Source organism: Streptomyces iakyrus (assembly GCF_000717055.1).
Classification (GTDB): Bacteria; Actinomycetota; Actinomycetes; order Streptomycetales; family Streptomycetaceae; genus Streptomyces; species Streptomyces iakyrus.
In genome coordinates, this window is the sequence record NZ_JNXI01000004.1 from 309,041 (window position 1) to 331,468 (window position 22,428).

Annotated in this window: 21 protein-coding genes; 10 read left to right on the forward strand and 11 right to left on the reverse strand. The window is 71.8% G+C overall.

Annotated features, from left to right (window positions below; genetic code table 11):
- The first annotated feature begins 21 nt into the window (after positions 1–21).
- Positions 22–1,005: an aldo/keto reductase gene (locus OO68_RS09570; protein WP_033307776.1), complete on the forward strand. Its 984-nt coding sequence runs from the start codon at positions 22–24 to the stop codon at positions 1,003–1,005.
- 56 nt (positions 1,006–1,061) lie between these two features.
- On the forward strand, positions 1,062–1,886 hold the full coding sequence (locus OO68_RS09575; protein ID WP_033307777.1) for a DUF427 domain-containing protein: 825 nt from the start codon (positions 1,062–1,064) through the stop codon (positions 1,884–1,886).
- A 25-nt stretch (positions 1,887–1,911) separates the two neighbouring features.
- Here the strand turns inward: OO68_RS09575 and OO68_RS09580 are convergent, their stop codons facing one another.
- From OO68_RS09580 to iolC, 6 genes are read right to left on the reverse strand one after another with little or no spacing between them, the layout of a single operon-like run.
- Positions 1,912–2,697 (reverse strand): GntR family transcriptional regulator, encoded by a 786-nt coding sequence (locus tag OO68_RS09580; protein ID WP_033307778.1) that lies wholly within the window; start codon positions 2,695–2,697, stop codon positions 1,912–1,914.
- A gap of 22 nt (positions 2,698–2,719) precedes the next feature.
- Positions 2,720–4,213, reverse strand: coding sequence for a CoA-acylating methylmalonate-semialdehyde dehydrogenase (locus OO68_RS09585; protein ID WP_033307779.1), 1,494 nt, complete (start codon positions 4,211–4,213; stop codon positions 2,720–2,722).
- A gap of 42 nt (positions 4,214–4,255) precedes the next feature.
- Positions 4,256–6,130: a 3D-(3,5/4)-trihydroxycyclohexane-1,2-dione acylhydrolase (decyclizing) gene (iolD, locus tag OO68_RS09590; protein ID WP_033307780.1), complete on the reverse strand. Its 1,875-nt coding sequence runs from the start codon at positions 6,128–6,130 to the stop codon at positions 4,256–4,258.
- Positions 6,127–7,020 carry a 5-deoxy-glucuronate isomerase gene (gene iolB / locus OO68_RS09595; protein WP_033307781.1) on the reverse strand — a complete coding sequence of 298 codons (894 nt, stop codon included), beginning with the start codon at positions 7,018–7,020 and terminating at the stop codon, positions 6,127–6,129. The genes iolD and iolB overlap by 4 nt, the downstream gene beginning before the upstream one ends.
- A gap of 13 nt (positions 7,021–7,033) precedes the next feature.
- On the reverse strand, positions 7,034–7,912 hold the full coding sequence (locus OO68_RS09600) for a Cgl0159 family (beta/alpha)8-fold protein (protein ID WP_033307782.1): 879 nt from the start codon (positions 7,910–7,912) through the stop codon (positions 7,034–7,036).
- 13 nt (positions 7,913–7,925) lie between these two features.
- On the reverse strand, positions 7,926–8,903 hold the full coding sequence (iolC, locus tag OO68_RS09605) for a 5-dehydro-2-deoxygluconokinase (RefSeq protein ID WP_033307783.1): 978 nt from the start codon (positions 8,901–8,903) through the stop codon (positions 7,926–7,928).
- A gap of 322 nt (positions 8,904–9,225) precedes the next feature.
- Between iolC and OO68_RS09610 the strand changes: the two genes are divergently transcribed.
- Genes OO68_RS09610 through OO68_RS09630 form a run of 5 tightly spaced genes read left to right on the forward strand, consistent with a single transcriptional unit; the run spans position 9,226 to position 14,180 of the window.
- Positions 9,226–10,245 carry a sugar ABC transporter substrate-binding protein gene (locus tag OO68_RS09610; protein ID WP_033307784.1) on the forward strand — a complete coding sequence of 340 codons (1,020 nt, stop codon included), beginning with the start codon at positions 9,226–9,228 and terminating at the stop codon, positions 10,243–10,245.
- Entirely contained in the window at positions 10,245–11,321 is a 1,077-nt protein-coding gene (locus OO68_RS09615; protein ID WP_033307785.1) for an ABC transporter permease, read from the forward strand. Before OO68_RS09610 ends, OO68_RS09615 begins: the two co-directional genes overlap by 1 nt.
- 5 nt (positions 11,322–11,326) lie before the next feature.
- Entirely contained in the window at positions 11,327–12,238 is a 912-nt protein-coding gene (locus OO68_RS09620) for an ATP-binding cassette domain-containing protein (protein ID WP_033307786.1), read from the forward strand.
- Position 12,239: 1 nt separating this feature from the next.
- On the forward strand, positions 12,240–13,142 hold the full coding sequence (locus OO68_RS09625) for a sugar phosphate isomerase/epimerase family protein (RefSeq protein WP_033307787.1): 903 nt from the start codon (positions 12,240–12,242) through the stop codon (positions 13,140–13,142).
- Between the two features lie 18 nt (positions 13,143–13,160).
- Positions 13,161–14,180, forward strand: a complete 1,020-nt coding sequence (locus OO68_RS09630; RefSeq protein WP_033307788.1) for a Gfo/Idh/MocA family protein — start codon at positions 13,161–13,163, stop codon at positions 14,178–14,180.
- Between the two features lie 41 nt (positions 14,181–14,221).
- Here OO68_RS09630 and OO68_RS09635 read toward each other — a convergent pair whose 3' ends face one another.
- From OO68_RS09635 to OO68_RS09650, 4 genes are all read right to left on the reverse strand, one after another.
- Positions 14,222–15,238: a Gfo/Idh/MocA family protein gene (locus OO68_RS09635; RefSeq protein WP_033307789.1), complete on the reverse strand. Its 1,017-nt coding sequence runs from the start codon at positions 15,236–15,238 to the stop codon at positions 14,222–14,224.
- Entirely contained in the window at positions 15,235–16,239 is a 1,005-nt protein-coding gene (locus OO68_RS09640) for a Gfo/Idh/MocA family protein (protein WP_033307790.1), read from the reverse strand. The genes OO68_RS09635 and OO68_RS09640 overlap by 4 nt, the downstream gene beginning before the upstream one ends.
- Positions 16,240–16,341: 102 nt before the next feature.
- On the reverse strand, positions 16,342–17,118 hold the full coding sequence (locus OO68_RS09645; protein ID WP_033307791.1) for an SDR family oxidoreductase: 777 nt from the start codon (positions 17,116–17,118) through the stop codon (positions 16,342–16,344).
- Between the two features lie 8 nt (positions 17,119–17,126).
- The gene (locus tag OO68_RS09650) at positions 17,127–18,284 is read right to left on the reverse strand and encodes a phytanoyl-CoA dioxygenase family protein (RefSeq protein ID WP_033307792.1); all 1,158 of its coding nucleotides are present in this window, start codon (positions 18,282–18,284) and stop codon (positions 17,127–17,129) included.
- Between the two features lie 108 nt (positions 18,285–18,392).
- Between OO68_RS09650 and OO68_RS09655 the strand changes: the two genes are divergently transcribed.
- Both OO68_RS09655 and OO68_RS09660 read left to right on the forward strand, forming a co-directional pair.
- Positions 18,393–19,424, forward strand: coding sequence for a LacI family DNA-binding transcriptional regulator (locus tag OO68_RS09655; protein ID WP_033307793.1), 1,032 nt, complete (start codon positions 18,393–18,395; stop codon positions 19,422–19,424).
- A gap of 64 nt (positions 19,425–19,488) precedes the next feature.
- The gene (locus tag OO68_RS09660) at positions 19,489–20,100 is read left to right on the forward strand and encodes a TMEM175 family protein (protein WP_209442562.1); all 612 of its coding nucleotides are present in this window, start codon (positions 19,489–19,491) and stop codon (positions 20,098–20,100) included.
- Between the two features lie 10 nt (positions 20,101–20,110).
- On the opposite strand, the gene OO68_RS09665 is transcribed toward OO68_RS09660, so the two are convergent.
- Positions 20,111–21,274, reverse strand: a complete 1,164-nt coding sequence (locus OO68_RS09665; RefSeq protein ID WP_033307794.1) for a Gfo/Idh/MocA family protein — start codon at positions 21,272–21,274, stop codon at positions 20,111–20,113.
- A gap of 111 nt (positions 21,275–21,385) precedes the next feature.
- Here OO68_RS09665 and OO68_RS09670 point away from each other — a divergent pair, with 111 nt between their 5' ends.
- Entirely contained in the window at positions 21,386–22,423 is a 1,038-nt protein-coding gene (locus tag OO68_RS09670; protein WP_033307795.1) for a LacI family DNA-binding transcriptional regulator, read from the forward strand.
- The last annotated feature ends 5 nt before the right edge of the window (positions 22,424–22,428 follow it).

The following is a 22,428-nucleotide window of genomic DNA, read 5'->3' on the forward strand; positions in this document are numbered from 1 at the left end:
GCCCGCCGGAGGGAGACGCCCATGAAGTACCGCACGATCGGCACGAACCCCACGACCCGCCGCGAGGTGAGTGTCCTCGCGCTCGGCGCGATGCTGTTCGGCTCGGTGACGGACGAAGCGACGTCCTTCGCCGTGCTCGACCGTTACGTCGAAGCCGGCGGGAACTTCATCGACACGTCCGACAACTACGCGTTCTGGACCGACGGCGGCCAGGGCGGCCAGAGCGAGGAACTCCTCGGCCGCTGGCGGCGCAGCCGCGGCATCGGCGACGAGATCGTCGTCGCGACCAAGCTCGGCGCCCGCCCCCTGGCCCCCGGCACCGGGTACACCGACAACCCCGAGGGCCTGTCCGCCAAGGTCGTGCGCGAATCCGCCGAGCGCAGCCGGGAACGGCTCGGCCTGGAGAAGCTGGACCTGTTGTACGCGCACATAGAGGACCACACCGTCCCGCTCCAGGAGACCGTCGAGGCCTTCGCCGCCCTGGTCGCCGACGGCACCGCCGGACTGCTCGGCGTGAGCAACCACGCCGTCTGGCGTGTGGAGCGGGCCCGGGCCCTGGCCGCTGCGGCCGGACTGCCCGGCTACGAGGTCCTCCAGTACGCGCACACCCACCTGCGCCCCCGCTCCGACGTCCCAGACGCCCTGTTCCCGGACGGCAGCCTCGGCCACGCCGGCCCCGACCTGCTCGGTTACCTGAGGGCCGAGCCCGGCCTGACCCTGGTGGCGTACTCCCCGCTGCTGAGGGGGGCCTACACCCGCCCGGAGCGCCTGCCCGCCGACTTCGACCACCCCGGCACCCCGGCCCGGCTGGCCGCACTGCGCGACGTGGCCCGGGAGACGGGCGCGACCCTCAACCAGGTCGTGCTCGCCTGGCAGATCGGCGGTGAACTGCCCGTCCTGCCGCTGGCCGGGGTCTCCTCCGTCGCACAGCTGGAGGAGAACCTGGCAGCGGTGGACCTGGAGCTGACCCCGGAGCAGCGCGCCCGGCTGGACGCGGCGCACTGACACCGTGGGACCGTGGAGGGGAACGGCACACCGGACCTCCGGAAGGAGCACCGGCCATGACCACCCACCCGGCCCACCCTGCCGCCGGCTCGATCAGGACCACCCCGGAAGGCCTCTTGTGGGAACCCAGCGAGCGCTGGGTGCGCGGCCGCAAGGGCGACGTCACGGTCGTCGACAGCCGGCACCCGGTGCTCGTCTGGGAGCCCCGACTGCCCGTCCCGCAGTACGTCTTCCCCCGCGAGGACGTCCGCACGGACCTCCTCCGCCCGGCCGAGAACCCGCCCACGGGCGCCCACACCGGCTCCCGGATCTTCTACGACCTCGACGCCGACGGCGAGGTGCGCCGGAACGCGGCCTGGACGTTCCCCGCCGACGACCTGGCCGGCCACATCGCCTTCGAGTGGTTCCTGCGCACCGACACAGGCCTCGACCACTGGTACGAGGAGGACGAGGAGATCTTCATCCACCCCCGTGACCCGCACAAGCGCGTCGACGCGCTGCCCAGCAGCCGGCACGTGCGGGTGGAGATCGACGGGCAGGTCGTCGCGGACAGCCACGACCCCGTCCTGCTCTTCGAGACCTCGCTGCCCACCCGCTACTACCTGCCCCGCGAGGACGTCCGCCTCGACCTGTTCGACGCCACCGACCACCACACCGGATGCCCCTACAAGGGCACCGCCTCGTACTGGTCCTGGCGCGGCGGGGCCGATGTGCCGCCCAACCTCGTGTGGACCTATCCCGAGCCGCTGCCCGCGGTGGCGGTGATCCAGGGGCGCGTGGCCTTCTTCAACGAGGTCGTCGACATCACGCTGGACGGCGAGCGCCTGGAACGCCCGGACACCCCGTTCAGCCGGATGCTGCGGAGGCGGAGCCGCTCGTGAAGCTGCCGAGGAGAGGGGCCACCGCTTACGGCCGCACCAGCAACTGGAAGTCGAACGTGTAGAGCGAGGCCCGGTAGATGTGCGTTCCGTACTCGACCGGGCGCCCCGTGTCGTCGTACGCCGTGCGCTGCATGGTGAGCAGCGCCGCTCCCTCCTCCTCGTCCAGGCGGGACGCCTCCCGGGCGGTGGCCGCGCGGGCGCCGACCGTCTGGCGGGCGCTGTGCAGCGTGATGCCCGCCGAGCGCATCATGCGGTACAGGCCGGTCGACTCCAGGCGGGCGCTGTCGAGGTCGAGCAGGGGCACCGGCAGGTAGTTGCACAGCAGCGCCACCGGCCGGCCGTGCGTGCGGCGCAGCCGGTCCAGGACGGTCACCTCGCTGCCCTCCGGCACCCCCAGGGCGGCGGCAACGTCGCAGGCGGCCGGGACGACCTCGTTGCGCACGACCTCGGTGGTCGGCCCCTGCCCGGCCGTCTCCAGGTCGTCGTAGAGGCTGCTCAGTTCCAGTGGGCGTCTGACTTGGCTGTGCACCACCTGCGTGCCCACCCCGCGCCGCCGGACCAGCAGCCCCTTGTCGACGAGGGACTGGATGGCCTGGCGGACGGTGGGGCGGGACAGCCCGAGGCGCACGGACAGGTCCACCTCGTTGCCCAGGAGGTTCCCCGGGGCGAGGACCCCGTGCCCGATCGCCGCCTCCAGCTGCTGCGCGAGCTGGTGGTAGAGCGGCACGGGACTGCCCCGGTCCAGGGCGAAGTCCAGTGAGCTGAGCGCAGGGGCGGCCGTGGTGCGGGCCCGGTCACCGGTCTTCGCCATGGATGAACCCCCCTTACGGGTGTCAGGAGTTGCTCGGGAAGCCGAGGTTGATACCGCCGTCGGAGGGGTCCGGCCAGCGGGTGGTGATGACCTTGCCCTGCGTGTAGAAGGCGATGCCGTCGTTGCCGTAGATGTGCAGGTCGCCGAAGAGGGAGTCCTTCCAGCCGCCGAAGGAGTGGTAGCCGACGGGGACCGGGATCGGCACGTTCACGCCGACCATGCCGGCCTTGACCTCCAGCTGGAAGCGGCGGGCCGCGCCGCCGTCCCGGGTGAAGATCGCCGTGCCGTTGCCCCAGCGCGAGGAGTTGATCAGCCGGATGGCCTCCTCGTACGTCTCCGCACGGACGACCGCCAGCACCGGGCCGAAGATCTCGTCCCGGTACGCGTCCGCCGTCAGCGGCACCCGGTCCAGCAGGGAGACGCCGAGGAAGAAGCCGTTCTCGTGGCCCTCCACCGAGAAGCCCGTGCCGTCGACCACGACCTCGGCGCCCTGCTCGGCCGCCGACGCCACGTAGGACGCCACCTTGTCGCGGTGCTCGCGGGTGATCAGCGGGCCCATCTCCGAGGCCGGGTCGTTCCCGGGGCCGATCCTCAGGTTCTTCGCCCGCTCGGCGATCTTGCCGACCAGCTCGTCGCCGATGTCACCGACGGCCACGACCACCGACACGGCCATGCAGCGCTCGCCCGCCGAGCCGTACGCGGCGTTGATCGCCTGGTCGGCGGCGAGTTCCAGATCGGCGTCGGGCAGCACCAGCATGTGGTTCTTCGCGCCGCCGAGCGCCTGCACCCGCTTGCCGTGCTCGACGGCCTTCAGCTGGATGTACTTGGCGATCGGCGTCGAGCCGACGAAGGACACCGCCTCGATGTCCGGGTGCTCCAGGAGACGGTCCACGGCCGTCTTGTCGCCCTGCACGATGTTCAGGACGCCCTCCGGCAGGCCCGCCTCGGTGGCCAGCTCGGCCAGCCGGAAGGAGGCCGACGGGTCCTTCTCGGACGGCTTCAGCACGAAGGTGTTGCCGCAGGCGATCGCCAGCGGGAACATCCACATCGGCACCATCGCCGGGAAGTTGAACGGCGTGATGCCCGCGACGACACCCAGCGGCTGGCGGATCGAGGCGACGTCGACCCGGCTGGAGACCTGGGTGGACAGCTCGCCCTTGAGCTGGACGGAGATCCCGCACGCCAGCTCCACGATCTCCATGCCGCGCGCGACCTCGCCGAGCGCGTCCGAGTGAACCTTGCCGTGCTCGGCGGTGATCAGCTCGGCGATCTCGTCGCGGTGGGCGTCGAGCAGCTCGCGGTACTTGAACAGGATCGCCGTGCGCTTGGCCAGGGAGGACTCGCCCCAGCTCTCGAAGGCGGCCCGGGCGGAGGCGACCGCGGCGTCGACCTCGTCGACGGACGCGAACGCTACCTGCTTCTCCTGGGCGCCGGTCGCCGGGTTGTAGACGGGGCCGAACCGGCCGGAGGTGCCCTCGACGGGCTTGCCGTCGATCCAGTGGGTGATGGTCTTCATGGTGCGCAAGGGCCTTTCGTGGAGCCTGGGTTCAGGGGAGGTTCAGAGGTGGCGGCGGCGGTCCGCGACCTGGCGGTCGTAGCGCTCGCGGGCTTCGACGGCGGCCTCGCGGGAGGCGGTCTCGGCCACCGGCACGTCCCACCAGGCCTCGGCCGGGGGAGCGGTGGGCGCCGGGTCGGTCTCGACGTACACGCAGGTCGGCCGGTCCGAGGCGCGGGCCGCGGCGAGCGCCTCGCGCAGCTCGCGCATGGTCTTGGCGCGCAGCACGTCCATACCGAGGCTGGCGGCGTTGGCGGCCAGGTCGACGGGGAGCGCGGCGCCGGTGAAGGTGCCGTCGGCGGCCCGGAAGCGGTACGCGGTGCCGAACCGCTCGCCGCCGGTCTCCTCCGACAGACCGCCGATGGAGGCGTAGCCGTGGTTCTGGATCAGGACGATGTTGACCGGCAGGCCCTCCTGGACGGCGGTGACGATCTCCGTCGGCATCATCAGGTAGGTGCCGTCACCGACCAGCGCCCAGACGGGCGTGCCCGGGGCGGCCTGCTGGACGCCGATGCCGGCCGGGATCTCGTAGCCCATGCAGGAGTAGCCGTACTCCAGGTGGTACTGGCGCGGGCTGCGGGAGCGCCACAGCTTGTGCAGGTCGCCGGGGAGCGAACCGGCCGCGTTGATCACCACGTCCTCGTCACCGACGGCCGCGTCCAGCGCGCCGAGCACCTGTGTCTGGGTCGGCACCGCGTTCTCGTCGTCGGCCCGGTAGGCGGCCTCGACGACCTCCTCCCAGCGCTCCTTGCCGGCGCGGTACCCGGCCTCGTAGGCCTCGGACACGCGGTGCCCGGCCAGCCCCTCGGCCAGTTTCTCCAGACCGGACCGGGCGTCGCACACCAGCGTCCGCGCGGCCAGCTTGTGCGCGTCGAAGCCGGTGATGTTGAGGTTGAGGAACCGCACGCCCGGGTTCTGGAAGAGCGTGCCGGAGGCGGTCGTGAAGTCGGTGTAGCGGGTGCCGACGCCGATCACCAGGTCGGCGGTGCGGGCCAGTTCGTCGCTGACCGCGGTGCCGGTGTGGCCGATGCCGCCGAGGTCGGCGGGGTGGTCGTGGCGCAGCGAGCCCTTGCCGGCCTGGGTGGAGGCGACCGGGATGCCGGTGGCCTCCACGAACGCCTTCAGCGCCGCCTCGGCCTCGCTGTGGTGGACGCCGCCGCCCGCCACGATCAGCGGCCGCTCGGCCGACCGGATCGCCTCGACGGCAGCCGTCAGTTCCACCGGGTCCGGTGCGGGGCGCCGTACGTACCAGACGCGCTCGGCGAAGAACTCCTCCGGCCAGTCGTACGCCTCCGCCTGCACGTCCTGCGGCAGGGCGAGGGTGACGGCGCCGGTCTCGGCCGGGTCGGCCAGCACCCGCATCGCCTGGAGCGCCGAAGGGATCAGCGCCTCGGGGCGGGTGATCCGGTCGAAGTACCGCGACACCGGGCGCAGGGTGTCGTTGACCGACACGTCGGCCTCGACCGGGTGCTCCAGCTGCTGGAGCAGCGGGTCGGGGGCGTGCGAGGCGAAGTAGTCGCCGGGCAGGAGCAGCACCGGAAGCCGGTTGATCGTCGCCAGGGCCGCGCCGGTGACCAGGTTGGTGGCGCCCGGGCCGATCGAGGTCGTCACCGCCTGCGCGGACAGGCGGTTCAGCTGCCGGGCGTAGCCGACCGCCGCGTGCACCATGGACTGCTCGTTGCGGCCCTGGTGGAACGGCATGACCTCCTCGCCAGCCTCCAGGAGCGCCTGACCGACCCCGGCGACGTTGCCATGGCCGAAGATGCCCCAGGTCCCGGCGATCAGCCGGCGGCGCACGCCGTCCCGCTCGGTGTACTGGGCGGACAGGAACCGCACCAGTGCCTGGGCGGTCGTCAGTCGGCGGGTGGGGGCGCTCATACGGAGGTCTCCGGGGCGGTGTAGAGGGGGAGGCGGGGGTCGACCGGCTGGTCCGGCCAGGTGTCGCGGACCCAGGCGTGGTCGGGGTGGTCGCAGATCAGCCAGGCGCGCTCGGCCTCCGGGCCCGCCATGACGTTGAGGTAGTACATGTGGTGGCCGGGCGTGGCCATCGACGGCCCGTGCCAGCCGTCCGGGATGAGCACGACGTCGCCGTCGCGGACCTCGGCCAGCACGTCGGTGTCCCGGCCCGGGCCGGAGGGGGAGACGCGCTGGTAGCCGAGGCCGGGGACGCCGTCGTGGCCGGCGAACTCGAAGTAGTAGATCTCCTCCAGCACGGATTCCTCGCCCGGCCGGTGCTCGTCGTGCTTGTGCGGCGGGAACGACGACCAGTTGCCGCCCGGCGTGATCACCTCGACCGCGATGAGCTTGTCGCACTCGAAGACCCCGGCCGCGCCGAAGTTGTTGACCTGCCGGGAGCAGTTCCCGGTGCCCCGCAGCTCCACCGGCACCTCGGAGGCCGGGCCGTAGCGGGCGGGCAGGCGGCGGGTGCAGCGGGCGCCGGTCAGCGCGAACCGGCCGCCGCCGGCGGACGTCACGGTCGCGCGGGCGTCGCGCGGCACGTACGCGAAGTCGCTGACGCCGCTGAACACGTCGGCGCGTCCCTGGAGTTCGAACGTCTCCTGGCCGAAGTCGTCCCCGGCGGCGACCGTGCAGCCGCCGCTGAGCGGGACGACGATCCACTCGCTGTCACCGGTGTCGAAGGAGTGCGCGCCGCCCGGCGGCAGCTCCAGGGCCCGCAGGCTGGAATGGCCCCAGCCGGCCTTCTCGGGCGTGACGTCGACGGCGTAGGGGCCGCCGACGGCCTTGCCGGCGGGAAGGTGGTACGTCATTGCATCCTCCGGATCACAGCAGACCGACGGCCGTGTCCACGGCCTCTTCCACGCTGCCCCCGGCCGGGTAGAGCAGCGACCGTCCGACGACCATGCCCTGGACGGTGGGAAGCCGCAGGGCCTTGCGCCAGCGTTCGTAGGCGCCCTCCTGGTCCTCGCCGACCTCGCCGCCGAGCAGCACGACCGGCAGGGTGGAGGTCTCCAGCACCTCGGCCATGTCGTCCGGGTCGTCGGTGACGGGCAGCTTCAGCCAGGTGTAGGCGGAGGTGCCGCCGAGCCCGGAGGCTATGGCGACGGACCGGGTGACGGCCTCGGCGGACAGGTCGTTGCGCACCCTGCCGTCGGCCCGCCGGGAGATGAACGGCTCGACGAACAGGGGGAGGCGCCGATCCGCCATGGCGTCGATGGCCCGGGCGGTGGACTCCAGGGTGGTCAGCGAGCCCGGGTCGTCGTAGTCGATGCGGACCAGGAGCTTGCCCGCGTCGAAGCGGAGCCGGGCGATGTCCTCGGCGCGGTGCCCGGTGAAGCGGTCGTCCATCTCGAAGGCGGCGCCGGCGAGTCCGCCGCGGTTCATCGAGCCCATGACGACCTTGTTCTCCAGCACCCCGAGCAGGAGCAGGTCTTCCAGGATGTCGGCGGTGGCGAGCACCCCGTCGACGCCGGGCCGCGACAGCGCGGTGCACAGCCGCTCCAGCAGGTCGGCGCGGTTGGCCATGGCCAGGCGCCGGTCGCCGACCCCGAGGGCGCCGCGCGCCGGGTGGTCGGCGGCCACGATCATCAGGCGGCCGCTGTCGCCGAGCAGCGGGCGCCGCGTCCGCCGGGCCGCCGCCTCGGCGACGGCCTCGGGATTGCGGGCCCGGACCGTGGTGAGGTCGGGGATGCCGATGTTCAAGGAAGGCTCCGTTTCAGTGGCTCGTGCTCGGCGACGGCACCCCGGCGAGGAGGTCCGCGACCTCCGACTCGGTGGGCATCGCGGAGGAGCAGGCGAGGCGCGAGGCGACGAGGGCGCCGGCGGCGTTGGCGTGGCGCATGGTCCGCTCCAGGTCCCAGCCGGCGAGCAGACCGTGGCAGAGCGAACCGCCGAAGGCGTCACCCGCGCCCAGGCCGTTGACCACCTCGACCGGCACCGGCGGCACCTCGGCCCGGGTGCCGTCGCGGTGCACGGCCAGGACGCCCTTGGGGCCCTGCTTGACGACGGCCAGCTCCACGCCCGCCTCCAGCAGCGCGTCCGCGCAGGCCTGCGGCTCGCGCACGCCGGTGGCGATCTCGCACTCGTCCAGGTTGCCGACGGCGACCGTGGCGTGCCGCAGGGCCTCGCGGTAGTACGGGCGGGCTTCCTCGGGGTCGCGCCAGAACATGGGCCGCCAGTCGAGGTCGAAGACGGTGACGCCCGACTTGTCGCGGGCCTTGAGGGCGGCGAGTGTGGCGGACCGGCTGGGCTCCTCGCTCAGGCCGGTGCCGGTGATCCAGAAGATGCGGGCCCCGCGGATGGCGAAGAAGTCCAGCTCGTCGGTGTGGATCTCCAGGTCCGGGGCCTTGGGGCGGCGGTAGAAGTAGAGCGGGAAGTCGTCCGGCGGGAAGATCTCGCAGAAGGTGACCGGCGTCGGGTACGCGCCGACCGGGGTGACCCAGCGGTCGTCGACGCCGAAGCCCTTGAGCTCCTCGTGCAGATAGGTGCCGAAGGGGTCGTCGCCGGTGCGTGTGATCACCGCGGTACGGCGTCCGAGGCGTGCGGCCGCGACCGCCACATTGGCCGCGGAACCTCCCAGGAACTTCCCGAACGTCTCCACTTTCTCCAAGGGGACGCCGGTCTGCAGGGGGTAGAGGTCGACCCCGATGCGGCCCATCGTGATCACATCGAAATACTGGGCTGGCTCGGCCATGCGCGACCTCCTCGGGAAGCTGGGGATGCGGGTCCGGGGGCGCCCTGCCACGGTGGGGGCGTGGATCCACGGGGCCTGCCGCCCCCCAGGTGTAGGCGGCGGAGGGCGGTGCTGTCAATAGTTTGTACTTACATTCGGACCTGCTTGTGAAATGATGTCTTAACAAAGTATTGACAGCGGGCGTGGCAGCGACTTGTATCCCGTGCCATCGCAACAGTCGGTTTGCGGCATCATGATCCGGACTCCGTAAGGCTCCGGGACCACGGATCCCTTCGTGATCCCTTCCTTTCCCCCGCAGTAGCACAGTGAGGTGCCAGGAAAGATGGACCGCTCTTCTCACCCCCGCTCCCGCAGGTTCGCGCCCGTCATCGCCGTGGCCGCGGCAGCGGCCCTGACCCTCGCCGGCTGCTCCAGCAGTTCCGGAGGCAAGAAGTCCGAGGAAGGCGCGGCGGACGCCTCGGCGGGCAAGGCGACCACCCCGCGCATGACCGTCGCCCTGGTCACGCACCAGGCGCCCGGCGACACCTTCTGGGACACCGTCCGCAAGGGTGCCGAGGCCGCGGCCGCCAAGGACAACATCAAGCTCGTCTACTCCGCCGACCCGAACGCGGGCAACCAGGCGAACCTCGTCCAGAACGCGATCGACCAGAAGGTCGACGGCATCGCCGTCACCCTCGCCAAGCCCGACGCCCTCAAGGGCGTCATAGGCAAGGCCGAGAGCGCCGGCATACCCGTCGTCGGCCTCAACTCCGGCCTGAGCGACTGGAAGAAGCTCAACCTGCTGGAGTTCTTCGGCCAGGACGAGTCCGTCGCGGGCGAGGCCTTCGGCAAGAAGCTCAACGAGGTCGGCGCCAAGAAGGTCCTCTGTGTCATGCAGGAGCAGGGCAACGTCGGCCTCACCCAGCGCTGCGACGGCGTGGCCAAGACCTTCGAGGGCAAGGTCGACCCGCAGAACGTCAACGGCACCGACATGCCGTCCGTGAAGTCGACGATCACCGCCAAGCTCAAGCAGGACCCCTCCATCGACTACGTCGTCACCCTCGGCGCCCCCTTCGCGCTGACGGCCGTGCAGTCGGCCGCCGACGCCGGCAGCAAGGCGAAGATCGCCACCTTCGACCTCAACAAGGACCTCATCAAGTCCATCAAGGCCGGCGACATCCAGTTCGCCGTCGACCAGCAGCCCTACCTCCAGGGCTACCTGGCCGTCGACGGCCTGTGGCTCTACAAGAACAACGGCAACTACAGCGGCGGCGGCGAGCAGCCCGTGCTGACCGGCCCGGCCTTCGTCGACAAGTCCAACGTCGACAAGATCGGGGAGTTCGCCGCGAAGGGCACCCGGTGATGAGCATGACCCAGCAGGCCACGCCGGCGGTGGGAACACCGCCGGCCCCCGGCCAGAAGCAGTCCGACGGCAGGACGCAGCGGCGCCCGCTGGCGCTGCGGCTGCTGGCCCGGCCCGAGGTCGGGGTGTTCCTCGGCGCCGTCGCCGTGCTCGTGTTCTTCCTGATCGCCGCGCCGCCGGTACGTGACGGCAGCTCGATGGCGAACATCCTGTACCAGTCGTCGACCATCGGGATCATGGCGCTGCCCGTGGCCCTGCTGATGATCGGCGGCGAGTTCGACCTGTCCGCCGGTGTCGCCGTGATCACCTCGGCGCTGACCGCGTCGATGCTCAGCTACCAGCTGACCCTGAACGTCTGGGTCGGCGTGATCGTCGCCCTGCTCGTCTCGCTCGCGATCGGCGCCTTCAACGGCTGGCTGCTGGTCAAGACCGGCCTGCCGAGCTTCCTGGTCACCCTGGGGACGTTCCTGATCCTCCAGGGCGTGAACCTGGCGATCACCAAGCTGGTCACGGGCAACGTGGCCACCGATGACATCAGCGACATGGACGGCTTCGCCCAGGCGCAGAAGATCTTCGCCTCGTCGTTCGAGGTCGGCGGGGTGAACGTCAAGATCACGGTGGTGTACTGGCTGGTGTTCGCCGCCCTCGCCACCTGGGTGCTGCTGCGCACCAAGTACGGCAACTGGATCTTCGCCGTGGGCGGCAACAAGCACTCCGCGCGGGCCGTGGGTGTGCCGGTGACCTTCACGAAGATCTCCCTGTTCATGCTGGTCGGGTTCGGCGCCTGGTTCGTCGGCATGCACCAGCTGTTCTCCTTCAACACCGTGCAGTCCGGCGAGGGCGTGGGCCAGGAGCTCATCTACATCGCCGCGGCCGTCATCGGCGGCTGCCTGCTCACCGGCGGCTACGGCTCGGCGATCGGCCCGGTCTTCGGCGCCTTCATGTTCGGCATGGTGCAGCAGGGCATCGTCTACGCCGGCTGGAACCCGGACTGGTTCAAGGCCTTCCTCGGCGTGATGCTCCTGGGCGCCGTTCTCATCAATCTGTGGGTCCAGCGCACGGCGACCCGGAGGTGACCGCGATGACCAGCGAAGAAACCGGCACCCACGGTGCCGTCCTCAAGGACACCCCGCCCGCCGGCGAGCGCCCCCTCGTCGAACTCCGGGGCGCGGGCAAGTCGTACGGCAACATCCGGGCCCTGCACGGCGTGAGCCTGGAGGTCCACCCGGGCAAGGTGACCTGCGTCCTGGGTGACAACGGCGCCGGCAAGTCCACCCTCATCAAAATCATCTCCGGGCTGCACCAGCACACCGAGGGCGAGTTCCTCGTCGACGGCGAACCGGTGCGCTTCTCCACCCCGCGCGAGGCCCTCGACAAGGGCATCGCCACGGTCTACCAGGACCTCGCAGTCGTCCCGCTGATGCCGGTGTGGCGCAACTTCTTCCTCGGCTCCGAGCTGACCAAGGGCCCCTGGCCGCTGCGCCGTCTCGACATCGAGCAGATGAAGAAGACCGCGGACGACGAACTGCGCAACATGGGCATCGTCCTGGACGACCTGGAGCAGCCCATCGGCACGCTCTCCGGCGGCCAGCGCCAGTGCGTCGCCATCGCCCGCGCCGTCTACTTCGGTGCCCGCGTGCTCATCCTGGACGAGCCCACCGCCGCCCTCGGCGTCAAGCAGTCCGGCGTGGTGCTGAAGTACATCGCCGCCGCCCGCGAGAAGGGCCTCGGCGTCATCTTCATCACCCACAACCCCCACCACGCCTACATGGTCGGCGACCACTTCAGCGTCCTGCGCCTGGGCACCATGGAACTGTCCGCCTCCCGCAGCGACGTCTCCCTCGAAGAGCTCACCAACCACATGGCCGGCGGCGCCGAACTCGCCTCCCTCAAGCACGAGTTGGCGCAAGTCCGCGGCGTAGACGTCGAAGAGCTCCCCGAAGAGGGGGACCTCACCGCTCCCGTAGCCACGTCCTCGGAAGGAAAGTCCTGACATGGCCCACGCGCTCGACCGCATCCGGGTCGGCTCCGCCCCCGACTCCTGGGGCGTCTGGTTCTCCGACGACCCCCAGCAGGTGCCCTGGGAACGCTTCCTCGACGAGGTCGCCGAGGCCGGCTACTCCTGGATCGAACTCGGCCCCTACGGCTACCTGCCCACCGACCCCGCCCGGCTCACCGACGAGGTGGCCAAGCGGAACCTGAAGGTCTCCGCCGGCACCATCTTCTGCGGACTGCACCGCGGCCCCTCCGAGTGGGACTCCACCTGGGAGCAGGTCAGCAACGTGGCCGCCCTCACCCAGGCCATGGACGCCAAGCACCTGGTCGTCATCCCGTCGTTCTGGCGGGACGACAAGACCGCCGAGATCCTGGAGGAGCCGGAGCTCACCACCGAGCAGTGGCGCAACCTCACCACCGGCATGGAGCGCCTCGGCCGCGAGGTGAAGGACACGTACGGCCTGGACATCGTCGTCCACCCGCACGCCGACACCCACATCGACACCGAGGAGCACGTCGAGCGGTTCCTCGACTCGACCGACTCCGGCGCCGTCAACCTCTGCCTGGACACCGGGCATTACGCCTACTGCGGCGGCGACAGCGTCAAGCTGATCGAGACGTACGGCGAGCGCATCGGCTACCTGCACCTCAAGCAGGTCGACCCGGAGATCCTCGCGGACGTCGTCAAGAACGAGGTCCCGTTCGGCCCGGCCGTCGCGCGCGGCGTGATGTGCGAACCGCCCGCCGGTGTCCCGGAGCTGGGCCCCGTCCTGAGGGCCGCGCAGAAGCTGGGCGTGGACCTCTTCGCCATCGTCGAGCAGGACATGTACCCCTGCGAGCCGGACAAGCCGCTGCCGATCGCGGTGCGCACCCGCAAGTTCCTGAGGTCCTGCGGCGCCTGACGACCCGAAAGGACGGCCATGACGGAGCGCGCCCCCCTCGGAGTCGCGGTCATCGGTACCGGAAGGATGGGCGCCGACCACGTGCGCCGTATCCACGAAGTCACCAGCGGAGCACGGGTGACGGCCGTCGTGGACGTCGACGCGGAGCGCGCGAAGGCCGTCGCCGCCCGAGTCGACGGCTGCACCGCCCACACCGACCCGGCGGCCGCGATGGCGGCGGCCGACGTCGACGCCGTCCTGATCGCCTCCCCGGGCCCGGCCCACGAAGCCACCCTGCTCGCCGCCTTCGAGCACGATCTGCCCGTCCTGTGCGAGAAGCCGCTCACCCCCGACGCGGCCTCCGCCCTGCGCGTCCTCGAAGCCGAACTGCGCCTCGGCCACCGCCGGGTCCAGGTCGGCTTCATGCGCCGCTACGACCCCGAGTACGCCAAGCTGAAGGCCCTGCTGACGACGGGTCAGCTGGGCCGCCCGCTCATGCTGCACAACCGGCACCGCAACGTCGCCAGCCCGCCCTTCTTCACCAGCTCCATGCTGATCAGCGACTCCGTCGCCCACGAGGCCGACGCGACCCGCTGGTTGCTGGGCCACGAGATCACCGCCGTCACGGTGCTGCGCCCCACCCCCTCGGCGAGCGCCCCGGAGGCCCTGCAAGACCCCCAGTTCGTCGTCTTCGAGACCGACGGCGGCGCCCTCAGCGATGTCGAGATCTTCGTCAACTGCGGCTTCGGCTACCAGGTCCAGGCCGAGGTCGTCTGCGAACGCGGCACCGCCCGCATCGGCGACGGCCACGCCCTGGTCACCAACATGGCCGGCCGCTGGGGCGGCACCATCGCCCAGGACTGGACCGAACGCTTCGAGACGGCCTACGACCAGGAGCTCCAGGCCTGGGTCGACGCCACCCGCCGGGGCGAGGTGACCGGCCCGAGCGTGTGGGACGGCTATGCCGCTGCGGCGGTGTGCGAGGCGGGGGTCCGGGCGCTGGAGGACGGCGGCCGGGTCGAGGTCGAACTCGCGGAGAAACCCGCGCTGTACGCGTGAACAGGGCCCGGGGACGCGTTCCCGGGCCCTGTCGGCGTGCCTCAGATCCTGGTGCGCGGCCGGGGCTCGAACCCGGCCTTCCGGTAGCAGGCGTCGATGAGCTCCATCGTCGTCACCGCGTCGTCCGCGTCCAGCGGAAGCGGCGTGCCTTCCCGCACCCGGGCCGCGAACGCCTCCAGCTGGTACGTGTACGACGAGCGCGTGCCGAGGTGCTCCGTGCGCTCGCCCTCGGGTGTGCGGATCACGACCCGGTCGTCCAGCTGGGGCAGGACGAAGTTCGGGGCCGTCGCCTCGCCCCGGGTGCCGATGAGCCGGATGCTCATGTCCAGGCCGTCGTACGCCATGTGACAGCGGGCCGAGCCCGTCGCGCCGCCGGGGTACTCCAGGTCGGCGTCCAGCCACTCGTCGACGCCGGGCGCGCCCGCGCGCTCCCCGGCCCGGGCCGCGGTCAGGCGCGGGGCGCCACCCGCCCAGGGGGCGAGCATCCGCAGCGCGTGCAGGCTGTAGCAGCCGAGGTCCATCGCCGCGCCGCCGGCCAGCGGCAGCGACCAGCGCGGGTCGGTGTCCGGCGGCGCGGCGATGGCGACCATGGCCTCGACGTGCCGCAGTTCGCCGAGTTCGCCGGAGGCCAGCAGTTCGTGGAGGCGCCGGGTGACCGGGTGGAAGAGGTAGTGGAACGCCTCCATGAAGACCGTCCCGGCCTTCTCGGCGGCCCGCCGCACCTCCGCCGCCTCCCCGGCGTTGCTCGCCGACGGCTTCTCCGACAGCACGTGCTTGCCGGCGGCGAGGGCGGCCAGGTTCCACGGGCCGTGCAGACCGTTGGCGAGCGGGTTGTAGACGACGTCGACCTCGGGATCGGCGATCAGCTCGGCGTACGAGGACGCCACCCGCTCCACTCCGTGCCCCGCGGCGAACGCCTCGGCGCGGGCGCGGTCACGGGCGGCCACCGCGACGACGCGGTGGCCGGTCGCCCGGGCCGGGTCGACCAGGGAGCGTTCGGTGATCCGCGCGGCTCCCAGCACACCTATGCGCAGGGGTTCCCGGCCCGTCTCGCTCATGCCTGCCGTACCTCCTCGATCGTCACCGGACGGTGCTCGTGCAGGGACAGGGTGCACGCGTCGGCGATCCAGCCCGCCTCCAGCGCGTCCTCGATCGTGCAGGGGGAGGGGCGCGTGCCGGCGACGACCTCGGTGAACGCGGTCAGTTCGGCGCGGTAGGCGGCGGTGAAGCGGTCCATGAAGAAGTCGTGCGGCGTGCCCGCCGGGAAGGTCACCCCGGGCTCGACCGAGCGCAGCGGCAGCTTGTCCTCCAGGCCGACGGCGATGGAGTCCTGGAAGCCGTGGATCTCCATGCGGACGTCGTAACCGCGGGCGTTGTGGCGGGAGTTGGACACCACCGCGATGGTGCCGTCGTCGAGGGTGAGGATCGCGCCGGTGGTGTCGGCGTCACCGGCCTCCTTGATGAAGTCCGCGCCGCGGTTGCCGCCGACGGCGTACACCTCGGTCACCTCACGGCCGGTCACCCAGCGGATGATGTCGAAGTCGTGCACCGAGCAGTCGCGGAAGATGCCGCCGGAAGCGGCGATGTACGCGGCCGGCGGGGGCGCCGGGTCCAGCGTGGTCGAGCGGACCGTGTGCAGCTTGCCGAGCTCACCGCTCTGCACGGCCGCGCGGGCGTTGACGAAGCCGGCGTCGAAACGGCGGTTGTAGCCGATCTGGATCGGCACGTCCCGGCCGGCGACGGCCTTGAGCACCTCGACACCCTCGGCCATGGTCCGGGCGACGGGCTTCTCGCAGAAGACGGGGACGCCGGCCTCGACACCGGCCAGGATCAGCGCCGGGTGGGCGTCCGTCGCGGCCGCGACGACGATGCCGTCCACGCCGGCGGCCAGCAGGGCCTCCGGCGAGTCCACGACGTCGGCCCCGAACCGCTCGGCGGCGGCCTTGGCGGCGTCGGCGAACGGGTCGGTCACCACGAGGGAGTCGACGGCGTCGAGTCCGGAGAGGGTCTCGGCGTGAAAGGCGCCGATGCGGCCGAGGCCGAGGATTCCGATACGCATGAATTGCTCCTTGGTGTGGTGCACGCCCTCAGGGGCGCGGGGAACTGCGCGACCAGCCACGACGGCGCCGCACGCGACAGACGGACAAAGCGCGGCAGATTTCTAGTCGAGTCCGCCCAGAACGTTCTGATCCCATTCGATGATCGACCCGGTGACCACCCCGGACCGGTCCGACAGCAGGAACACAACAAAGTCGGCGATCTCGTCCGGCTGGCCAAGCTTGCCCATCGGCAGCTTCGCCGCAGCCTCCTCGCGCCAGCCGTCCCCCGCCCCGTGAAACGCCTTCTGCGTCGCGTCCTCGCCCTCCGTCGCCGTCCAGCCGATGTTCAGGCCGTTGATCCGGACCCGGTCCCACCGGTGCGCGTGCGCGGCGTTGCGGGTCAGGCCGATCAGACCCGCCTTGGCGGCGACGTACGGCGCGAGGAACGGCTGCCCGCCGTGCGCCGACGAGGTGATGATGTTGACGATCGTGCCGGGCGCCTGACGCCCCACCATGTCCGCCACCACCGCCTGCATCGCGAAGAACGGGCCCTTGAGGTTGATCCCGATGTGCTGGTCGAACAGCTCGGGCGTGGTGTCGAGCAGCGTGCCGCGGGAGGTCAGTCCGGCCGAGTTCACGAGGCAGTCGACCCGGCCGTACGCCTGTACGACCTGCGCTACGGAGCCCTTGGCCTGCCCGGCGTCGGACAGGTCGGCCCGCACGTACAGGGCCTTGCCGCCCGCGGCGGTCAGCTCCTCCACCAGGGCCTCGCCCGGCCCGGGGCGCCGTCCGGTGACGGCCACGACCGCCCCCTCGCGCAGCGCGGCCCGCGCGATGGCCGCGCCGACCCCCTGGCTGCCGCCGTTGACCAGGACGACCTTGTCGTCGAGAAGTCCCATCGGGTTCCTCAGCTCTCTCGCCGTTCGGCACCGGCACGCAGCTCCGTCCGGAGCGCCTCCGGCGTCCATTCCTCGCGCAGCGCCCGCCGCATCAGATCCGCCTGCGAGGGCGGCGCCAGCCCGTCGACCGGCGGGTCGCTGTCGAGGTTGGTGGGGAAGGGGTAGCCCTCGGCGCTCGCCGCGATCACGTGCTCCAGCCACGCCTGGTCGGTGCCCTCGGCCTTGCGCTTGAGCAGAACCGGGTACACCGCGTTGCACACCGCCTCCCGGTCCACCGTCTCCATCGCCCGGCCGAACGCGGACGACACCTGGAGCAGGTTGGCCATGCGCCGGATGTCCGCGGAGCGGTTGGTGCCGGCCGCGTGGAACAGGGCCGGGTTGAAGAACACCGCGTCGCCTTTCGCGAGCGGCAACTGCACCTGGTGCGCCTCGAAGTACGCCCGGAACTCCGGCCGCCGCCAGGCGAGGTAGCCCGGCTCGTACTTCTGCGAGTGCGGCAGGTACATCGTCGGCCCGGACTCCACCGGCATGTCGCAGTGCGCGACCGCGCCCTGGAGCGTCAGCACGGGGGAGAGGCGGTGCACGTGCGCCGGATAGGCGGCGGCCACGTCGTTCGGCAGGAAACCCAGGTGGTAGTCGCGGTGCGCGGTCTGGGCAGCCCCACCCGGGTTGACCACGTTGAGCTGGGAGGTGACCTGGTAGCCGGGCCCCAGCCAGGCGGTGGCCACCAGGGCCAGGATCTCGTTCGCGTAGTAGTCGGCGAACGCCTCCGCGTCGTAGAGGGCCGCCTTCTCCAGTGCGTTCCACACCCGGTCGTTGGCGCCCGGCTTGGCGAAGTGGTCTCCGGCGGCCGCGCCCGAGGCGCGCTGCTCGGCGATCAGCGCCTCGAACACGTCGGTGGCCCGGTCCACGACCCGCGAGTCGGGAAAGGCGCCGCGGAAGACCACGATGCCGGGCCCGTCGGCGAGCGCCCGCACCAGCTCGGCCTGGACCACCCGGTCACCTTCGAGCAGGCCGCAGTCGTAGACGAGCACGTTCCGCTCCACGGCGGAGGCGTGCGGATAATCGGCGGGGTCGGTGGCCTGCTCGACCAGCGCGCGGAACGCGTCGAGATCGCAATCCTGTTCGGACAGCCAGGCGCGGTGGTGGACGGAAGTGAAGGACATCGTCGTCCCTTCGGGGTCACGGAGCGACGCAGCCCTGTCATTCTTGTCAGTACAAACACCTCGAACAACCAGCAGCGAGCCATCAAAAACCCCTCAAGGAGCCGGCGCATGGGCCACCCGTTCCCGATCCGGGAGATCGCACGTCAGGCGGGCCTGAGCGAGGCGACCGTCGACCGGGTGCTGAACGGCAGGGGAGGCGTGCGCGAGAGCACCGCCCGGGAGGTCCGCCAGGCCATCGCCGACCTCGACCGGCAGCGCACCCAGGTCCGCCTCGTCGGCCGGACGTTCATGGTCGACATCGTGATGCAGGCGCCCGAGCGGTTCACCACGGCCATCCGCGCCGCCCTGGAGGCGGAACTGCCGTCCCTGCGTCCGGCGGTGCTGCGCTCCCGCTTCCACTTCCGCGAGACCGGCCCGGCCGGGGAGCTGGTGCGGACCCTGGACCGCGTCGCCCGGCGCGGCTCGCAGGGCGTGATCCTCAAGGCCCCGGACGTCCCCGAGGTGACCGCCGCGGTCGGCCGGCTCGAAGCCGCCGGTGTCCCGGTCGTGACGCTGGTGACCGACCTGCCCGCCAGCGCCCGCCGCGCCTACGTCGGCATAGACGACCGGGCGGCGGGAGCTACGGCCGCGTACCTGATGGGCCAGTGGCTGGGGGAGCGCCCTGGCAACATCCTCACCAGCCTCAGCAGCGGCTTCTTCCGGAACGAGGAAGAGCGCGAGATGGGCTTCCGCAGCGCGATGCGCGCCCGGCACCCCGAGCGCACGCTGGTCGAGATCGCCGAGGGCCAGGGCCTGGACGCCACCCAGTACGACCTCGTCCGGGCCGCACTGGAACGCGACCCGGACATCCGCGCCGTATACTCCATCGGCGGCGGCAACATCGCCACGCTGCGCGCCTTCGACGACCTCGGCCGCGACTGCGCGGTGTTCGTCGCGCACGACCTCGACCACGACAACACCCGGCTGCTGCGCGAGCACCGCCTGTCCGCCGTGCTCCACCACGACCTCCGCCAGGACGTCCGCGAGGCCTGCCACACCGTCATGCGCGCCCACGACGCGTTGCCGCCGGCGGGGCCGACCCTGCCGTCGGCGATCCAGGTGGTGACGCCGTACAACATGCCACCGCAGGCGGCCGTGTGATCCGGACGGCCCGGCCGGGCGTGGATCCGGAAGCAGGACCCGCGCCGCGCCTACCGTCGGACCCATGTGGACATCACGCCCGGACGGCGGGCCGGACCGGTTGCTGGCGCTTGCCGACGGCGTGTTCGCCATCGCCATCACCCTGCTCGTCCTGGATCTCTACGTGCCGCGGGACCTGGAGCCCGACCAGTACCGCGAAGCCCTGCGCCGGGTGCTCCCCGACCTCGGGGCCTACGCGCTCAGCGTCGCGGTGCTCGGCAGCTACTGGCGCGACCACCGCAGGATCTTCCGCGGGGTGAGCGAGGTCGACGGACAGGTGATCAGCCTGTCCGTCCTCGGGTTCGGCGTCGCGGCCCTCGTGCCCTTCCCGACCCGGCTGCTCGCCGAGTACGGCGACCAGTCCGTGACGGTCGCCGTCTACGCCGGGGCCGTCGCCGCGCTCGGCGCCTGCCACCTGGCGGTGGCCGCCGTCCTGGCCAGCCGCCCCTGGCTGCGCCACGGCACGCCCACCGAGGCGACGGCTCCGCTGTACCTCCTCGACAGCGCCACGATCGTGGTGGTCTTCCTCGTCACCGTTCCGCTGGTCTTCGTCACCGGCCCGGCCATCATGTGGCTGTGGCTGGTCCTCGTCCCGGCGAAGGTCTACCTGGGCCGGCGGTATCAGGGCCCGCGTTGACGGGACCGCTTCACGCCCGCCCGGCCACCTCCGCCCAGCTCCCGCTCCGCGCGGACCGCGCCATCGCGTCCAGCGCGGCGGCGCTGTGCACGGCGTCCGTGAGCGTCGCTCCGTGCGGCCTGCCCTCGGCGACCGACGTGAGGAAGCGGTACGCCTCGATGACCTTCAGGTCGTCGTACCCCATCGCGTTCGCAGCGCCCGGCTGGAACGCGGCGAACTCCCCGTGGCCCGGGCCGACGTAGACCGTGCTCACGGACTGGTCCTGGTACGTCGTGCCGCGGCTGACGCCCAGCTCGTTCATGCGGCGGAAGTCCCAGAACACCGCCCCCTTGGTGCCGTGCACCTCGAAGCCGTAGTTGTTCTGCTCGCCGACCGAGACCCGGCAGGCCTCCAGGACGCCGCGCGCCCCTGAGGCGAACCGCAGCAGGCAGCTGACGTAGTCCTCGTTCTCCACCGGGCCGAGTTCGCCTCCGGCGGCGCGGCTGTGGCCCGCCGTGGCGCCGGCCGGGCGGGCCCGCTCCGGGAGGAAGACCGCCGTGTCGGCCGCGAGGGACGTGATGTCGCCGAGCAGGAACCGGGCCAGGTCCACGCCGTGCGAGGCCAGGTCGCCCAGCACCCCGCTGCCGCCCCGCTCCCGCTCGTACCGCCAGGTCAGCGCCCCCTCGGGGTGGGCCGCGTAGTCGCTGAACAGCCGTACGCGGACGTGCGTGACGGTGCCGATCTCCCCGGAGGCGATCAGCTCGCGGGCCGCCTCGACGGCGGGCGCGTTGCGGTAGTTGAAGCCGACGGTGCCCTGCACTCCCGCCGCGGCCACCGCGTCCGCCACCGCGCGGGCGTCCTCGGCGGTCAGACCCACCGGCTTCTCGATCCAGATGTGCTTGCCCGCTTCGGCCATGGCGACGCCGATTGCGCGGTGCAGGAAGTTCGGCGCGGTGATGCTGACCGCCTTGACCCGCGGGTCGGCGGCCACCTCGCGCCAGTCGCGGGTCGTGGAGGCGAACCCGAACTGCGCGGCGGCCTCCTCCGCACGGCCCGGCACCTCCTCGGCGACCGTCACCAGCTCCGGGACGAGGGGCAGCCGCGGGTAGTGGTGCCGCACACGCGCGTACGCCTGGGTGTGCACCCGCCCCATCCAGCCGAATCCGACGACGGCGACGCCGAGCGTGTCCACCATGAGAGCCCCTCTTTGGACCGTTCCAGAATCTGTCCAGGCCACCCTGGGCGGGGTTCGCCGACGCTGTCAACCCTTTGACAAGCCGTGGCGCCGCATGGAACGGTCCATCCCATGAGACAGCCGACGATCCGGGACGTGGCCGAGCGGGCCGGTGTCTCCAAGTCGCTGGTCTCCCTGGTGCTGCGCGGCTCCGACCAGGTACGCCCCGAGAAGCGGGACGCCGTGCTCCGGGCCGCCCAGGAGCTGGGCTACCGGCCCAACGCCGCCGCCCGCAGCCTCAGCGAGCAGCGCACCCTCCCCCAAGCTCTCGACTTCGCTCGACCAGGGGGGACCCCCATGGTCGGCGTCCTCCTCAACGACCTGCGCAACCCCTGGTTCGTCGACCTCCTCGACGGCCTGAACTCCCTGCTGCACGCCAATGGCCTGCACATGCTGCTGGCCGACGCCCGTCTCAACCGCCGCACCGGCCAGGACCCCGCCGACCCGCTGCTGGACCTGCGCGTCGACGGCCTGGTCGTGGTCGGCACGCTGCCCGACCCGGCCGCCCTCGGCGCGGTGGCCGAGCGGATTCCGGTCGTACTGGCCGGCTCCCGCGAACCGGCCCCGCCGGGCGTGGACGTGGTGGCGGGCGACGACGAGCGGGGCGCCCGGCTGGCCGCCGAGCACCTGATCGGCCTCGGGCACCGCCGCATCGCGCACATCGCGGGCTACGGCGCGGTGGGCGAGCTGCGGCGCGGCAGCTTCGAGGCGACCATGCTCCGGCACGGCCTGGCGGAGCGGGCGGTGGTCGAACCGGGCGACATGACCGAGGAGGGCGGCTACCGCACGACCGTCCGGCTGCTCAGCGGCCCCGAACGGCCCACGGCCGTCTTCGCCGTCAACGACATGGCCGCCATCGGCGTGCTCTCGGCGGCCGAGGAACTGGGGCTGCGGGTCCCGCGCGACCTGTCCGTCGTCGGCTACGACAACACGAGCATCGCCCGGCTGCGGCACGTGTGGCTCACGACGGTCGACAACACGAGCCACGAGGTCGGCCGCCGCGCCGCCCGCTGCCTCCTGGAGCGCTTCGAGGGGCCCGGCGGAGCTGGCCGGGTTCAACTGGCCACGCCGACCCTGGAGATCCGGGGGTCGACGGCCCCGGCGCCCTGACCGCT

What these genes read in the sequence shown, in the direction of transcription:
- OO68_RS09570 (WP_033307776.1), top strand. Translation starts at nt 22, where the DNA reads ATGAAGTACCGCACGATCGGCACGAACCCCACGACCCGCCGCGAGGTG.
- OO68_RS09575 (WP_033307777.1), top strand. Translation starts at nt 1,062, where the DNA reads ATGACCACCCACCCGGCCCACCCTGCCGCCGGCTCGATCAGGACCACC.
- OO68_RS09580 (WP_033307778.1), bottom strand. Translation starts at nt 2,697, where the DNA reads ATGGCGAAGACCGGTGACCGGGCCCGCACCACGGCCGCCCCTGCGCTC.
- OO68_RS09585 (WP_033307779.1), bottom strand. Translation starts at nt 4,213, where the DNA reads ATGAAGACCATCACCCACTGGATCGACGGCAAGCCCGTCGAGGGCACC.
- iolD (WP_033307780.1), bottom strand. Translation starts at nt 6,130, where the DNA reads ATGAGCGCCCCCACCCGCCGACTGACGACCGCCCAGGCACTGGTGCGG.
- iolB (WP_033307781.1), bottom strand. Translation starts at nt 7,020, where the DNA reads ATGACGTACCACCTTCCCGCCGGCAAGGCCGTCGGCGGCCCCTACGCC.
- iolC (WP_033307783.1), bottom strand. Translation starts at nt 8,903, where the DNA reads ATGGCCGAGCCAGCCCAGTATTTCGATGTGATCACGATGGGCCGCATC.
- OO68_RS09610 (WP_033307784.1), top strand. Translation starts at nt 9,226, where the DNA reads ATGGACCGCTCTTCTCACCCCCGCTCCCGCAGGTTCGCGCCCGTCATC.
- OO68_RS09615 (WP_033307785.1), top strand. Translation starts at nt 10,245, where the DNA reads ATGAGCATGACCCAGCAGGCCACGCCGGCGGTGGGAACACCGCCGGCC.
- OO68_RS09620 (WP_033307786.1), top strand. Translation starts at nt 11,327, where the DNA reads ATGACCAGCGAAGAAACCGGCACCCACGGTGCCGTCCTCAAGGACACC.
- OO68_RS09625 (WP_033307787.1), top strand. Translation starts at nt 12,240, where the DNA reads ATGGCCCACGCGCTCGACCGCATCCGGGTCGGCTCCGCCCCCGACTCC.
- OO68_RS09630 (WP_033307788.1), top strand. Translation starts at nt 13,161, where the DNA reads ATGACGGAGCGCGCCCCCCTCGGAGTCGCGGTCATCGGTACCGGAAGG.
- OO68_RS09635 (WP_033307789.1), bottom strand. Translation starts at nt 15,238, where the DNA reads ATGAGCGAGACGGGCCGGGAACCCCTGCGCATAGGTGTGCTGGGAGCC.
- OO68_RS09640 (WP_033307790.1), bottom strand. Translation starts at nt 16,239, where the DNA reads ATGCGTATCGGAATCCTCGGCCTCGGCCGCATCGGCGCCTTTCACGCC.
- OO68_RS09645 (WP_033307791.1), bottom strand. Translation starts at nt 17,118, where the DNA reads ATGGGACTTCTCGACGACAAGGTCGTCCTGGTCAACGGCGGCAGCCAG.
- OO68_RS09650 (WP_033307792.1), bottom strand. Translation starts at nt 18,284, where the DNA reads ATGTCCTTCACTTCCGTCCACCACCGCGCCTGGCTGTCCGAACAGGAT.
- OO68_RS09655 (WP_033307793.1), top strand. Translation starts at nt 18,393, where the DNA reads ATGGGCCACCCGTTCCCGATCCGGGAGATCGCACGTCAGGCGGGCCTG.
- OO68_RS09660 (WP_209442562.1), top strand. Translation starts at nt 19,489, where the DNA reads ATGTGGACATCACGCCCGGACGGCGGGCCGGACCGGTTGCTGGCGCTT.
- OO68_RS09665 (WP_033307794.1), bottom strand. Translation starts at nt 21,274, where the DNA reads ATGGTGGACACGCTCGGCGTCGCCGTCGTCGGATTCGGCTGGATGGGG.
- OO68_RS09670 (WP_033307795.1), top strand. Translation starts at nt 21,386, where the DNA reads ATGAGACAGCCGACGATCCGGGACGTGGCCGAGCGGGCCGGTGTCTCC.